Source organism: Actinomadura sp. DC4 (assembly GCF_030406325.1).
GTDB lineage: Bacteria > Actinomycetota > Actinomycetes > Streptosporangiales > Streptosporangiaceae > Actinoallomurus.
Genome location: NZ_JAUEQY010000001.1, coordinates 189,164 through 203,076, shown reverse-complemented (window position 1 = coordinate 203,076; position 13,913 = coordinate 189,164). Strand labels below are relative to the sequence as shown.

Genomic DNA, 13,913 nt, shown 5'->3' with positions numbered 1-13,913 from the left:
CCGGACCGGTTCCGGCCGACGGTCAGGTCCTTCATCTCGCTCCTCCGCGGGGGTGAAGGACCATGCTCGGACCTTCACACTAGTGTGAAGGCAAGCCCAGCCGAGGAGGGCGGATGAGGATCGGGCAACTGGCCGAGCGCACGAACGTGTCGACGCGGCTGCTCCGTTACTACGAGGACCAGGACCTGCTCACACCGGACCGCGCCGCCAACGGGTACCGCGACTACTCCGAACGCCTGGTCGACCGCGTGGTCCAGATCCGCGGCCTGCTGGACGCGGGGATGACGACCGCCATCATCCGGCAGATCCTCCCCTGCCTCGACGACCCGTGCACGATCCACGTCACGGACGCGACGCCGGAACTCATCGCCGCCCTCGAACACCAACGCGAGCAGATGGACGCCCGCATCGCCTGCCTCGCCAAGAACCGTAACGCCATCAGCGCCTACCTGGACTCCGTACGCGGTCGGTGAGCCGTACGGCTCGCCGTCAGCGCTCCACGACCTCCCGTACGCCCTCCCACGCGGGCGGCGACCACGAAGGCCGCTTCGTGATCGCCACCATCATCCTGCTGGTGACGTCGACGTCGATCTCCGTGTCGTCGGCCCGCCGCTCCCTGCGATCGACCCGTCGCTCGCTGATCTCGTCTGCAGTGAGTTCTTCGTCGAGCACCCCGAGGAAGAGGTGGCGTGTCGGCGCGGTCCCGGAGAACAAGTTCAGCGGAGTCCACGAACCAACGACCGAACGCCCCAGCACTGTCCTGCGGTCGGTCCGGTCGGATGCGGTGAGCTGGACGGCATCGCGGTAAAGCTCGTCCTCTATCTCGGCCGCCCGCCGCGCGGCCTCCGCCGCGAGCCGCACCGAGGCCGGATCCTGTCCACCCCCGACGTTCCGATCGAAGTCCTCATAATGATCGGCATCGGGGACACGCGCGTATCCCGGCGAATCGTCGCCAGTTGGCTCATCGGCGACGTATTGCAGCAAATCCTCCTGGTCGGCCTGATCGCGTGTCAGGCGACGCCGGCTCTGGACTGCCTGTTCGCGGCGTGCCTGAGCGATGGCCTCGTCGTATCGGGAATCGGGAGTCGTGTCCCGATCGGCCCACTCCTCTCCGCCTCGGTCCCGGGCCACGTCGAGCAGCAGAGACCTCGCGTTGGAACCGAGGGAGAACAGATCGACGGTCACGTTCTCCGGCGTGAGGTAGGCACAGCTCAGTACGACCGGGTGGTCGTCGTGCCGATGGCTCCAGTACAGGAGTTTGTCCATGAACGTGATCTGTTCGGCCAGCACCTTGGTCGGCGGTTTCCGAGAACGTCCCTTGGCCTCGCCCGCAATCCCTCCTGAACTGCCGAAATCGAACAACAGGTCTGGCCGGATCCCGCGGGAACGATATTGCGGGATGAGCCGGGTCGGCAGCGCATCGAAATGGTGCAGGAGGTTCCGGTGCGCTCGCCAGCCGAAGAATTCTTCGGCCGCCACGGTCAGGAGCCCGAGCCCCGCACACTCCGCGACGAAGCTCCGGATGTGGCGAGCGCTCCACTTGAAGGCGGGATCGAGGTGCAGGGCCGACGATGTGGACGATGCCCCGAGCAGGAGGCAGTTGAGAAGGCGCGCCTCGTGCTGCAGCGTCGCGTACCGCGCGGGTCCCTGTGCAGGAGTGGCAAGAGTGTTCACGTTGACCGCACTCGCCAGATTGACGGTGAGATCTACTTCGTCAGGAGTGGCGATACCGGCGACCTCGGGGATGCCGTTCGCGTTCAGGGAGACCGTGACCTGAAAGAACCGCACGCGCAGATTTCCCATAGGCGGGCACCTTACTGACCCCGTGCACGATCCGTGCCGTGCCATCTGCGCCTACCGGGACTCCGTGCGTGGCCGGTGAGGCGGGCGCTCGCCGGCGGAGTCTTGACGGCGCGGCGGCGCTCCGCGGGTAGGTGGCGGCGGGCGGCGCCGATCGACGCGGCGCTGGACCACTCGTTCGAGCAGAGCTTCCGGTTCTCCGGCCTGGCCTGCCTCATCGGCATCTGCGCCGCGGTCGCGGTGTAGTGCGTAATGGCGGTGGAAGGCCATCAGATCACGCGGAACACGGCGATGACGTCGTGCAGAAGTCGCGATGGAACACGTCGGCGCCCGGCCATTCCTGAGCCTTCCTGAATCGGGTCTCCCACGGACGCCGCCGTGGGAGTACTCTCCAGATAATCAATAGGAAGGTTTCCTAAGAGAACCTTAAGAGCGCTTTAACTCCGGTTATGTCCCCGCCAGGACGACGGCCGGCCCGTACGTCAATCCCCCTCCGAAGGAGAAAGCGACATGCGATGGACGACACGCGTGACCCGACGGCGGCGTAGGCTCGCCGCCGCGGCCGTCGGCGCGGTCACCGCGGCGCTCGGCACGGTCTCGGCCGTCAGCGCCCTCGGCGACGCCGGCACCTCCGCCGCGATCACGCCCGCCGCCGCGGTTCAGGCCGCCGCGCTCGGTGGCAACTGGTACGGCGCGGCGCCGTACGTCATGCCGTTCGACAACAGCCCGCCCGACCTCGGGCCGGTCATGAGCGCGACCGGGCAGAAGTCGTTCCAGCTCGCGTTCATCCTCGCCCCGAGCGGCGGCGGATGCAGCCCCACCTGGGACGGCAGCCACCCCGTCTCCTCCGACACGCAGGCCAAGGCCATGATCGACGGTATCCGCGCGGCCGGCGGCGACGTGACCGTCTCGGCCGGCGGGTACGGCGGCACGAAGCTCGGCCAGACCTGCGGCGACCCGGCCTCGACCGCGGCCGCGTACCAGCAGGTGATCACCAAGTACGGCCTCAAGGCGATCGACTTCGACCTGGAGGAGCCGGAGTACGAGAACACGGCGGCGATCCACAACGAGATCGGCGCGGCGAAGATCCTGCAGCAGAACAACTCCGGCCTGTACGTCTCGGTCACCACGGCCGGCACGACCGGCGGCGAGGGCACCGGGTGGTTCGGCAAGCAGATGCTGGCCGAGGCCAAGAGCCAGGGCTTCACGCCCGCCAACTACGCGATCATGCCGTTCGACGGCGGCTTCAACGGCTCGTCCGCGCAGATCAGCGCACTTGAGGGGTTCCACACCACGCTGATGAGCACGTTCGGCTGGAGCAGCGCGACCGCATACGCCCATGAGGGCGTGTCGCTGATGAACGGCCGCTCCGACACCGGTGAGTACTTCCGGCAGGCCGACTTCCAGGCCGTCCTGGACTACGCGACCTCCCACGGCCTGTCCCGCTACACGTACTGGTCGGTCAACCGGGACCGGCAGTGCAGCCCGCCGGACAACGGCCAGACCTCCGGCACCTGCTCCAGCGTCACACAGGGCGCCTGGGACTTCACCAAGTACACGGCGAAGTTCGGCGGGGCGACCCCGCCGACCTCTCCCCCGGACCCGCCCGCCGGCGCGTGCGCGGCGCCGGCGTGGAGCGCCTCGGCCGTCTACACCGGCGGCATGGAGGTCACCTACACCAAGCACACCTACAAGGCGAAGTGGTGGACCCAGGGCGAGACCCCGGGCAAGGCCGACGTCTGGTCCGACGAAGGCCCCTGCACCTGAGCGAACGGCCGGCGGGCCACCTGCCCGCCGGCCGCCCGTTCGTCCGAGGCGCAGGGTTATGACGCATCACACGAGGTATCTGTGCTTTCATGCAGGTCTCGCCGCACCCGACGTCTCAGGAGTCCGCCATGACCACACCCGACGAGGAAGCCGCCAAGACGTTCCAGGAATTCGACTACGACGGCGACGGTTTCGTCACCGCCATGGAGTTCAAACTCGCCATGACCGCCCGCCACGAGCAGGTCACCGGCGACGAGATCGACTCCATCTTCGGCCACGCCGACAAGGACGACGACGGCAAGATCAACCAGGCGGAGTTCATCAAGGCCTGGAACGCCTGACCGGGGGCTCAGTCCCGGGCGGAGACGCTCTCGCCCGGGAGTGGGATCCACCGGTGCGACCAGGACATCACGGCCTCCAGCACCGGCTCCAGGTCGAGCCCCTTGTCGGTGAGGTGGTACTCCACCTGCACCGGCGAGGAGGGGATCACCCGCCGCTCGACCAGGCCGTCCGCCTCCAGCGTGCGCAGCCGCTCGGCCAGCATCGTGTCGCTCAGGCCAGGCACCGCGGCCTTGATCTGGGCGTACCGGTGCTGGTCGGTGAAGAGCACGCGGAGGATGGCACCGGTCCAGCGTGCCCCGATCAGCTCGATCGCGGCGTGGAAGCGCGTGCAGACCCGATGTACCTCGGAGGGGCTCATCGCGCCCCGGCTCGCAGCGGGTGCAGGGCCTCGCTCACGCGGACCAGCTCGTCGAACATCGCCTTTGCGGCGACGCCCACCCCCTCGTCCGGGACGAAGTTCTCCTCCTCGTCGATGAACTTGCCGGCGAACGGGACGGCGACCGCCTCGACGACCGGCGTCACCTTGAGCGTGGTGAGCACCTGCTTGAACATCTGGGCGGACCGGGTGCCCGCTGCGACGCCGCCGTAGCTGACCAGGCCGGCCGGCTTGTAGTGCCACTCGTTGTGCAGGTAGTCGACGGCGTTCTTCAGCGGCGCGGTGTAGCCGTAGTTGTACTCCGGGATGACGAAGACGAACGCGTCCGCCTCGGAGACCTTCGCGCTCCAGTCGCGCGTGTGCTGGTGCGTGTACTGGCCCAGGCGCGGGTGGTTGGGCTCGTCCATGAACGGCAGGTTCACCTCGGCGAGGTCGACCAGTTCGATCTCGGCGAAGCCGCCGTGCGCGAGCGCCTGGGTCTCGGTCCACTGCCCGATCGGCAGCCCGACCCGCCCGGGACGGGTGCTCGCGATGATGATCTCCAGCTTGGCCACGGTATGTCTCCTCACAAAGCACACAAGGGAAGTTGAGTAACTCAGGAGACCTTAGTACGGCCCGGAGCGCGCCGTGTCACCGGGTCAGCGAAACGATGAGGGCCTCGACGGCGCGGACGTAGGCCTCGTTGTCGAGGCCCTCGTCCCAGGCGGTCTGGAGCTCCAGTCCCTGGTAGATCGCGACGAACACCCGGGCGAGGCCGTCCGGCGGCGGCGCCGGGGACACCTCGCCCCGCGCCTGGGCGGCGCGGAGCAGCTCGGTGATGACCTCGCGCGGCGTGTCCACGCCCTCGCGGGCCACGGCGTGGATCCGGGGGGCGCGCAGGGCCTCGGCCCAGACCTGGAGGCTCAGCCGGACCCGCTCTCGCTCGCCGGGCTCGGCGATGGACCGCAGCAGCGCGAGGTAGCTCCCCGCCATGGCGTCGAGCGTGCCCGGATCGTCGACGTGCAGCCGCCGCTCGTTGTGCTCGTGCCAGCGCGTCGCGATCGCGGCGACCATGTCGTCCTTGTCCGCGAAGTAGCGGTAGACCAGGCCGGGGCTGAGTCCGGTCTCGGCGGCGATGTCCTGGACGGTCGTCCGGTGGAATCCGGCGCGGGCGAAGCAGCGGGCGGCGCCGTCGAGGATCTCCTCGCGCCGCGCCCGCAGGTGCTCCTCGCTGACCTTGGGCACCTACTCCACCTCGGCTTCGGCGACGCGGTAGAACGGCGCGGCGGGCTCGCGGCGGCCGAGCGGTTCGAGGTACTCCGCGGCGCACTCGCGCGTCGAGCGGTCCACGAGCAGGCGGAGCCCTCGGGCGGCGAGGTAGGCGGGGACCTCGTCCGGCAGGAACCCGAAGGTGAACGGCTCGCCCGCGTCGCTGACCTGCGCGGCCCACTCGGCGACACCTGTGAAGCCGCCGGTGCCGTCCAGCGCCCGGCGGTCCATGTACGTGAAGACGATCCGGCTGCCCGGCGCCGTCTCCGCGACGAGCGCGGTGAGGGTCGCGTCCACCGAGCGCGCGTCGAGGTAGTTCGTCACGCCCTCCCACACCACGGCCGTACGCTCGCGGCGCAGGCCGGCCTCGCGCAGCACCTCCGCGAGGCCGTCCCGCATCAGGTCGGCGGACACAAAACGCACGTGCCCGCGCTCGCCGGCCGGGACGGCCCGCCCGGCCAGCCGGCGTTTCAGCGCCTGCGTCGCCGGATGGTCGATCTCGAACACGGCCGCGTCACGCATGGCCCCGATCCGGTACGCGCGGTTGTCGAAACCCGCACCCAGCAGCACGACCTGCCGTACGCCGCCGGCCAGCGCGGCCTCGACCCGCTCGTCGATGAACCGTGTCCGTACGACGGCCGAGGCGCGCGGCCCGGCCGGCCAGCGCTCGTCGATGTAGCGCTCGATCCGCCGCCCGGCGCGCGGGAGCCGGGCGAGGGCCACCACCATCCGGTAGCCGGCGTCCAGCGACGAGGTGGCGTACGGGTCCTCGAACAGCCGCGGCCCGCGCCGCACCGACTCCAGGGCGCGGAACAGCGCGACGTGCTGCGCGGTCCGGCTCGGTCTGTCTCGCATGCCCGCCAGAATAGTGAACGAACATTTATTTTTTAAGGGATACCGCGAAGTCACCCGCCTCCGAGCCGCCTGCTCGTGATCGTGTACGTACCGGCGCGCAGGCCCTCCAGGTACACGTAGTCACCGTCGGCGTGCGCGCCGTACGCCGTGCCCCTGGAACCGTTCCAAGCCGGCCGACCGTTCACGAAGACCTGCACGCGGCCGCCGAGGACCGGGATCCCGGTACGGCCGGTGGTGCCCCTCGGCGCGGTGAGACGTGCCGAGTAGGTTCCGTGGTCGATCCGCCACGACGCGTCGACCCGCCCGTACGTGGTGGTGATCCGGCCCTGGGCGAAGCTCAGGTCGGCAGGGTGCGGGACGAAGTGGAAGGTGCGCCCGCCTGCGTCGTCCGGGGCGACGCCGAGCACCGAGAAGGTCAGCGCCGGGGTCGGCCCGGTGGCCCAGCCGTGCGCGAGGCTGACATAGGAGCTGCAGAAGACGCACGTCTCGCCCGCGCGATAGGACTCCCAGAACGTGCTGCCCGTGCCGTGCGGACTGTCCAGCATGTACCCCCACTCACGGCGGATGAGGTCCACTCCGGCCTGGTCGGCGGCCTGGCCGCCCGCCGCGAAGTGCGCGTTGACCTCCATCGAGCCGGAGAAGACACCCGGGTTTCCCTTGTTCTCCGGCGCGGTCGAGCCGACGTCGTTCCAGCCGCCCTTGAGGACCTCGCTGATGCGCCGGGCCTTCGCCTGGCCGGCGAGGCCGTACCAGACCGCGAGGGCGTTGCCGTCCTGCGGATGAACGGTCTGGCCGGGGTAGAACCGGTACGCCCCGGCGCTCTCGTCCCAGAAGTTCGCCTCGATCGCGGTGCGCAGGGCCGCGGCGCGCGACGCGTACGAGGCCGCGAGCTCCTTGTCACCCTCGACGGACGCGAGTTCGGCGCCCGTGCTCAGCACGTGCCACATCAGCACGTTGGCGGTGAGGTTCTCGCCCTTGGCCAGGATGCGGACCGAGTCGGAGGTGCCCGTTATGGACACCAGGCCCTTGTCGTCGACCTTCTGGCCAATGAAGTCGACGCCGCGCTTGTAGCCGTCCCAGATGCCGGCGAGCCACTTCCGGTCGGCGGTGTAACGGTAGTAGTCGGACGTCGCCGACAGGGTCCACAGGTGGTAGGTGTCCGAGCCGTACTTGTTCATCATCGGACCGGAGTAGGGCAGCTCGCCCGTGTCCCGCTGGTGCTGGTACATCGTCGTGAGGGCGTTACGCGCCGAGACGGTGTCCCCGAAGGCCGCGTACGAGGAGGGGATCTCGATGCCGAGGTCGCCCGGCCACACGGTGCGGTCGCGCTTGGCCCCGTCGACGAGGATGGTGTCCCCCACGCCCACGTCGCCGCTGTTGTCCCAGTCGGCGCCGGGCGCCTCCCAGACGCGACCGGTCTTCGGGTCGATGGTGTCGAGCTGCATCGTGTAGGCGCCCGCGTACCAGATCCGGTTGAGCAGCGGGTCGCTGGAGTAGAAGTAGTTCGCGTAGTCGGCGGGGTTCCTCATCGTGGGGGCCGCGGTGAAGTGGAGCGACACCCGGTCCAGGTCGGCCCGCCCGGCCGAGTCCATGAAGATCGTCAGGTAGCGGAAGCCGCCGCGCAGGTTCGCCGCGGGCATCGTGTAGGTGGTCGCGCCGTCGACGTCGGCGTACAGGGCTCCGTCGCTGCTGCGCGGGCCGCCGGTCGAGGCGTCGGTGCCGGTGCCCGCGTAGTCCGATGACTCGCTGAAGGCCAGCCCGACCCGCTGCGCGCCGTCGGAACCCGCGAAGTGGAGGGTGACCAGGCCCGTGACGTCCTTGCCGAAGTCGAGAGTGACCGCGGACCCTGTGCCGCTCAGCCGGGTGCGGTGGCCCTTCAGCACGGCTGCGGCGTCGGCGACGGTGCCCGTCGTGGCATGGACCGCGACCGGTTTCACGGTCCGCGACGTGGGCGAGTAGTTGTAGGCGTCCCAGGGACGGGCCGGACGGTGAACGGGCCTCGGCGCGGCCGTCGCCGGCCCGCCGGACAGGACGGCCGGTATCGCCGCCGCGGCCAGCGCGAAGGCGACTGCGATCGGTCGCCGGCTGGGTACTCTCGATGACATGGGTTCCTCGCACTCCTAGGACATGACGGGATGAGGGATTCACCGGGCGGGAGGGCGGGGCAACGCCCTCCCGCCCGGGCTCGGCGAGCGGATCACCGCCTCCGCACCGCTCGCCTGGACGAATCTCCGGACGTGCCGGCCGAGCGGGTCCGCGGCGTCCCGTGGCTCGGCCGTCAGGTGGGAAGGGTGCGCGGGGCACCCGTCGGTCAGGGGCGCACCTCGATGAGCTCGAACTCCATGAGGTCGGCGAGGGCGCGCAGGTCGGCGATCCGGTGGCCGGTGCCGATCGCCCAGTGGTGGGAGATGCCCGTCGCGCTCCAGGCGTCGGTCCACTCTCCTGGGTCGACGCCGAAGTCCACCCGCGACGTCGTGTTGCCGATCCGCAGGAGCGGGCCGCCGACCACCTCGCCCTCCGAGGCCACGAAGGCGTACGCCCCGTCGCGGCCCTGCCGGAGGCCGAACGCGGTGACCGGGCCGTGCTTCACGTCGAACTCCACCGAGACGCCGTAACCGCGTTTGCCGTGGTAGACGCCGAGTCCGCGCAGCAGCGGCCGCCCGTCGCTGATGGCCAGGTGGGCGGGCCCGTCGTGGCCCATCTCGACGTGGCCCCGGGCGAAGTCGAGCGCCTGGAACTCGGTGAACGACCCACCCGCGCCCAGCCGGTCCATGATCAGCATCGCCAGCGAGGTGCGCAGCTCGTACTCGCCGACCGCCGGGACGCCGCGCGCGGTCAGCAGGGAGGCGCCGAGGATCATGCCCGCGCCCAGGCGTTCGTGGACCTCTCCGTCCAGGCCGCGGTGGTAGTACGCGAGGCTGTCGAGCCCGAAGTCGTCCGCGAGCCGGTCCAGTCCGACGGCGACGCGCGCCGCCCAGCCGAAGTCGTCCTCCTTCACCGAGTCGTCCAGCGCGAAGACGTCCGTGGCCTCCTTCTTCTTGGCCGCGATCTCGGTGTCGGTGACCTTCTCCACGCGGACCCGCAGGTCGTCGAATTCCAGGACCTCCATGTGGCCGCCGAAGTGGGCGCTCACGAGCGTCAGGTCGGTCGAGACGTCGAGCATGCCCGGGTAGAGGTGGCCCATCAGGCCGTGCCGCCCGCGCCGCAGCGCCGCCCGTACGCCGGCCGCGCGCACCCAGCGGCCGATCTTCTCCCAGGCCCGCTCGTCCTCCAGGTAGCCCGAGACCGAACGGAACGGGATGCCGCAGCGCAGGAACGCGTTGGCCATCTCCGGCAGCGGGCAGGCTCCGCAGTAGGCCAGCCACTGCCCGGTGTCGAAGGTCTCGTGCTCCATCGACTCGGTCGGCTGCAGGTTGATCAGCAGCACCGGCGCGCCGCTGCGCTGGGCGACCGGCACGAGCATGGTCGCGGTCATGTACGTCGTGAGGAAGCCCACGATGATGTCGCAGCCCGCCGCCCGCAGTTTCTCGGCCGCCGCCGCGCCCTCGCGCTCGTCGGAGACGAACCCGGCGTCGACCACGTCGGCGCCGAGGCCGCGCATCCGCTCCACCACGCGCGTCGCCGAGCGGCGCAACTGCGGCAGCAGGTCGGGGAACTGCGGCCAGTAGGCCCCGAGCCCTCCGGCGACCAGCCCGACGCGTACCTGTCCCTTGTTCTCGGTCATATCGATCCCTTCAGGCCTCACGGACGCACCGTGAGCCCGCTCATCTGCACGTTGGCGTTGACGGAGTCCCAACTCCTGATGATGCTGAGCCGCAGGTAGCGGGCGCTCACCGGGGTGAAGGCCGTCGTTCCCCCCGCCTTCGGGGTGTCTGTCGCGGTGGCCACCGTCCGCCAGTTCCGGCCGTCAGAGGACACCTGGACGTCGTAGTCGCGCGGCCCGTAGTTGGACCGCCCGCCGACGGTGACGGAGCCGATGCCGACGGCCGCGCCGAAGTCGAGGCCGTACCGCACCGGACGGCTCGCGCTGGGGCCCTGCCCGGCGGCCCTGCCCCAGGACACCCAGAAGGTGTCGGCCGATCCGTCCGCCGCGAGGGTGGCCGGATAGCGGTCCTGGCTCGCGTCCGCGACCACGCGCGGGAACGGCGTGCCGCCCGGGTTGAGGGCCAGGTCGGCCGAATGCCGCAGGGTCACCGAGGTCATCGAGGTCAGGCCGGTGTCACCGCGCGCCGTCACCGTCAGGGTGCTCGTCCCGGTCGCGACGCCGGAGTCGCGCAGCTCGACCGGCAGTGCCACCGAGCCGCCGGCCGGGATCGTGACGCGCCCCTTCGGCGGCGTCGCGGTGATCCCCGGGGCGGCCGACGCGCTGAGCGTCACCCCGACCGGCCGGCCGGAGCCGTTGCCGACCAGCACGGTGGCCCGGTTGTACCCGCCCTCGGCCAGCGGCAGCGACGTCTCCAGCGCCGTGGCGGTCAGCAGCGGCCGGGTGCCGGCGTACGGCGTGAGGGTGACCGGCCCGAACAGCCCGTAGTCCATCGGCGTCCGCGACGACGCGCCCGTGCCCGGTGCGACGCGTACCGCGTTGAGCAGCGTCGAGGCGACCCGGACCGTGATCGTGTTGTCGCCCGCGCGCAGGTACCGGCCGACGTCGACCTGGCGCAGGTCGGCCTGGTCGAGCGGGGGCAGGTCGTGCCCGTTGACCCGTACGGTCACGGTGTCCACCGGGACGCCGAGATCGAGGTTCGCGCCGCTGACGCCCTTCCACTCGGCGCCCAGGGTGACGTGCGCCGTGTAGGTGCCCGTCCCGGATACGTCCTTCAGGTCTGCGGGGTAGCCGTTGCCGGGCGTGATCGCCGACCATGCCGGCAGCCTGCCGTCCGCGCCGGCCTTGAGCGTGACCGGCCCGAGCGTCTTGTGCGCGGTGTCGCCCGGCAGGCCGGACGCGCCGGGTCCCCAGCCGTCCACCGAGAGCGACCAGTCGCCCAGCGCCACCGGCTCCGGCGTTCCGGCCGGGGCGCTCTCCGCACGGGGCCGCGGCGGCGCACCGCCGAAGGTGGCGTCGTGCCGTGGCGTGACCGCGATGATCTCGGCGTCGCCGCCGGCCAGCCGTACGGGAACGGTGACCGTGCCGTGCCCGGACGTGTGACCGGAGATCGGGGTGATCTCACCGGTCCAGGTGTTCAGCCGGTACGGCGTGCCGTCGCCGGTGAGGGTGAGCGTCTGCGCGGTCGTGGTGTTCGTCTGGTTGTAGAGGTAGTAGTAGTCGGCCGCGTCCGCGTGCCTGCGCACGTCGAGGATGGCGCCGCTCTGCGGCGTGGCGGCGGGCGTCACGCGCAGGCGCGCCAGGGCGGCCGGCGCGTCCGCCTCACTCGCCACCCGTACGACGCTGCGCTGCCCGGCCAGCTGGGTGACGACGGACCTGAGCCTCGCGTCCTGGGCCGCCGCGTCCCGGGCCCCGGGGACGGTGCTCGGCAGGTCGCCGGCGATGACCACGGGCAGCCCCTGCCGCGCGAGCCGCAGCAGTCTCTCGGCGGCGTCGACCGGCATCGTCGCCTGGTCGTTCAGCAGCACCGCGTGGTACGCCGAGCGGTCGCCGAACAGGGCGCCGTCACGGTACGCGGCGTCCTCGCTCCGGAGCTGGGCCGGGCTGAGGTACTCATAGGTGTAGCCCGCGGCCGCCAGTGCCGACGAGCTCTGGACCAGCCTGTTCGAGCCGGTCCCCGTGGTCCCGGTGCCGTTCAGCCCGAAGTCCTGCCAGTACACGGCCAGGTCGAACCTCGGCTCGCCCTGCCTGAGCACGAGCTGCATGCGGGCCAGGCTGTCGTTGACCGAACGGTAGTCGGCCCAGTTCGGGCCGCCCTTGGCGCCCCACGCCTCGGAGTAGGAGGTGTTGCCGCCGTAGCTCATGCCGGGCCACACCTCCTGTGCGCCGGCGCCCTGCGGGCCCTTGGTCAGGTAGGGGAAGCCGTGCCAGACGAGCTGGTTCACCCCGCCGGCGAAGCCGCGGTACACGGCCTGCAGGTTCGAGGCGTCCGAGCCGGCGCCGGCGGTCGAACCCCAGACCGCGCCGGAGAAGGCGCAGCACTCGTCCGAGACGACGGGACGGCCGGACAGGTGCGCCCCGGTGGCGACCACCCGGTAGTCCTGCACGTTGCTGTAGGCGCCGGCCGACTGCCCGAACGCGAGCGACTCCCCTTCGGGGACGTCGATGTGCGAGGCGGCGTCGGAGATGTCCACCGGGATGCCGTACGGCTGGACGCGCGTGCTCAGGTGGTGTTCGTGGGCCCACTGACGCAGCACGTCGAGCCGGTTCGCGATGTAGAGGTCGCTGAGGGTCTGCCGGTAGTCGGTGCGCACGCGGGCGCCGAGGCCGTCGCCGAAGTCGAAGAACGGCTGGGCGGTGATGCCCTGGTCGCCCGCGCCGGCCAGCGCCGGGAGAACGTCGACCGGGTCGTATCCGCGCAGCCTCCGCCACTGCGTGAGCAGGTCCGGCGTCCACTTCTGCGTGCTGCCGAGTTCGAGGGAGTCCTCGAACAGGTCGCCGGTGCCCATCTGGGCGAGCAGTTTCCGCACGTCAGGGGTGAGGATGTGCTCGTCGTAGAAGTCCGTGGTGGCCCTGGCGCCGGCCTTGCCGAAAGTGTCCAGGACGTAGTTGGTGCCGGTGGCGGTGTAGCCGGACAGCGACTGGCCGGTGGGCGCCTGGTAGAAGGCGATCAGCGCGTACGTGCTGCTCGCGTCTCCCGGGGCCTCGACCGACAGGTCGCCCTGTGCGTCCACCTTCGAGGTCACGTCGACGACGCTGGACCGGTCGAGCAGCCGCGGTGCGCTGGAGGCGTCGCCGCAGGCCGGGTCGGCGCACCTGGCGAGGAGCGCCGCGATGAGGGTCGTGTTCGCTCCCGCGGGCGGCGCGACGTTCAGGCCGGCCGGCAGCGGCCCGGACCTGCCGGTGCCGCCCCGCAGGAACTCATGGGAGAAGACGATCTGCTGCTGCGCGCCGGGGTCGTTGACGTCGGTCACCGAGGGGACGGTCGCGGGCCAGCGGGGGCCGATCGTGAAGTCGAGGCTGAGCCCGTCGGACCTGGCCGCCGCCAGCATCGTCTTGGTCTTGCCCGCCCACAGCGGGGTGCCCCAGCCGTACGTCTGCAGGAAGGGATCGGTGTTGTTCCCCGTGCCCTCGACGTTGAAGGGCGCGACCTCGGCGCCGCCGCCTCCCGCCTTCTTGATCTGGTCGAGCTCGGCGGCGAGCTCGCCGTCCTGGGTGTAGGCCAGCGGCTGCCACCAGCGGTACTTGGGCCGTACGGAGGCGGGAGGGTCGGCGAAGGTGGCGCGGGTCAGTGCCGGGACCGCCGCGGCGGGGACCGGGGATCCCTCCGCCGTGGCCGGCGCGACGGCGAACAGGGACAGCGCGAGAAGGGCGGCCGCCCCGGTCCTCACCCAGGCTCGCTCGGCCCGCATCCGGACCCGCTTGCCGACGGTCATCCATGCTCCCAACGGTCGGTGTGGCGGCGGGCCCGCGCGCGGCCCG

The 13,913-nt window shown here is 71.0% G+C and carries 12 protein-coding genes; 4 read left to right on the top strand and 8 right to left on the bottom strand.

Translation table 11 applies throughout. The features are described 5' to 3' along the window. Positions 1 to 113: 113 nt before the first annotated feature. Positions 114 to 473, top strand: coding sequence for a MerR family transcriptional regulator (locus tag QWU11_RS00910; protein WP_290103001.1), 360 nt, complete (start codon positions 114 to 116; stop codon positions 471 to 473). A 16-nt stretch (positions 474 to 489) separates the two neighbouring features. Here QWU11_RS00910 and QWU11_RS00905 read toward each other — a convergent pair whose 3' ends face one another. Beyond that, a complete protein-coding gene (locus QWU11_RS00905) occupies positions 490 to 1,803 on the bottom strand; it encodes a hypothetical protein (RefSeq protein WP_290103000.1) in 1,314 nt (437 codons plus the stop codon). 102 nt (positions 1,804 to 1,905) lie between these two features. Here QWU11_RS00905 and QWU11_RS00900 point away from each other — a divergent pair, with 102 nt between their 5' ends. From QWU11_RS00900 to QWU11_RS00890, 3 genes are all read left to right on the top strand, one after another. Further along, positions 1,906 to 2,046, top strand: a complete 141-nt coding sequence (locus QWU11_RS00900; RefSeq protein ID WP_290102999.1) for a hypothetical protein — start codon at positions 1,906 to 1,908, stop codon at positions 2,044 to 2,046. Between the two features lie 264 nt (positions 2,047 to 2,310). After that, positions 2,311 to 3,567 (top strand): carbohydrate-binding protein, encoded by a 1,257-nt coding sequence (locus tag QWU11_RS00895; protein WP_290102998.1) that lies wholly within the window; start codon positions 2,311 to 2,313, stop codon positions 3,565 to 3,567. Between the two features lie 128 nt (positions 3,568 to 3,695). Beyond that, on the top strand, positions 3,696 to 3,908 hold the full coding sequence (locus QWU11_RS00890; protein ID WP_290102997.1) for an EF-hand domain-containing protein: 213 nt from the start codon (positions 3,696 to 3,698) through the stop codon (positions 3,906 to 3,908). Positions 3,909 to 3,916: 8 nt separating this feature from the next. Here QWU11_RS00890 and QWU11_RS00885 read toward each other — a convergent pair whose 3' ends face one another. The 7 genes from QWU11_RS00885 to QWU11_RS00855 form a co-directional block, all read right to left on the bottom strand. Next, positions 3,917 to 4,267 carry a helix-turn-helix domain-containing protein gene (locus QWU11_RS00885; RefSeq protein WP_290102996.1) on the bottom strand — a complete coding sequence of 117 codons (351 nt, stop codon included), beginning with the start codon at positions 4,265 to 4,267 and terminating at the stop codon, positions 3,917 to 3,919. After that, positions 4,264 to 4,839: an NAD(P)H-dependent oxidoreductase gene (locus QWU11_RS00880; protein ID WP_290102995.1), complete on the bottom strand. Its 576-nt coding sequence runs from the start codon at positions 4,837 to 4,839 to the stop codon at positions 4,264 to 4,266. The genes QWU11_RS00885 and QWU11_RS00880 overlap by 4 nt, the downstream gene beginning before the upstream one ends. 76 nt (positions 4,840 to 4,915) lie before the next feature. Continuing rightward, a complete protein-coding gene (locus QWU11_RS00875) occupies positions 4,916 to 5,509 on the bottom strand; it encodes a TetR/AcrR family transcriptional regulator (RefSeq protein WP_290102994.1) in 594 nt (197 codons plus the stop codon). Further along, on the bottom strand, positions 5,510 to 6,388 hold the full coding sequence (locus QWU11_RS00870; RefSeq protein WP_290102993.1) for a class I SAM-dependent methyltransferase: 879 nt from the start codon (positions 6,386 to 6,388) through the stop codon (positions 5,510 to 5,512). 50 nt (positions 6,389 to 6,438) lie between these two features. Next, positions 6,439 to 8,493, bottom strand: coding sequence for an alpha-L-rhamnosidase C-terminal domain-containing protein (locus QWU11_RS00865; protein ID WP_290102992.1), 2,055 nt, complete (start codon positions 8,491 to 8,493; stop codon positions 6,439 to 6,441). Positions 8,494 to 8,699: 206 nt separating this feature from the next. Beyond that, a complete protein-coding gene (locus tag QWU11_RS00860; protein WP_290102991.1) occupies positions 8,700 to 10,112 on the bottom strand; it encodes an L-fucose/L-arabinose isomerase family protein in 1,413 nt (470 codons plus the stop codon). A gap of 17 nt (positions 10,113 to 10,129) precedes the next feature. Further along, positions 10,130 to 13,867, bottom strand: coding sequence for a glycosyl hydrolase (locus QWU11_RS00855; protein ID WP_290102990.1), 3,738 nt, complete (start codon positions 13,865 to 13,867; stop codon positions 10,130 to 10,132). Positions 13,868 to 13,913: the final 46 nt, after the last annotated feature.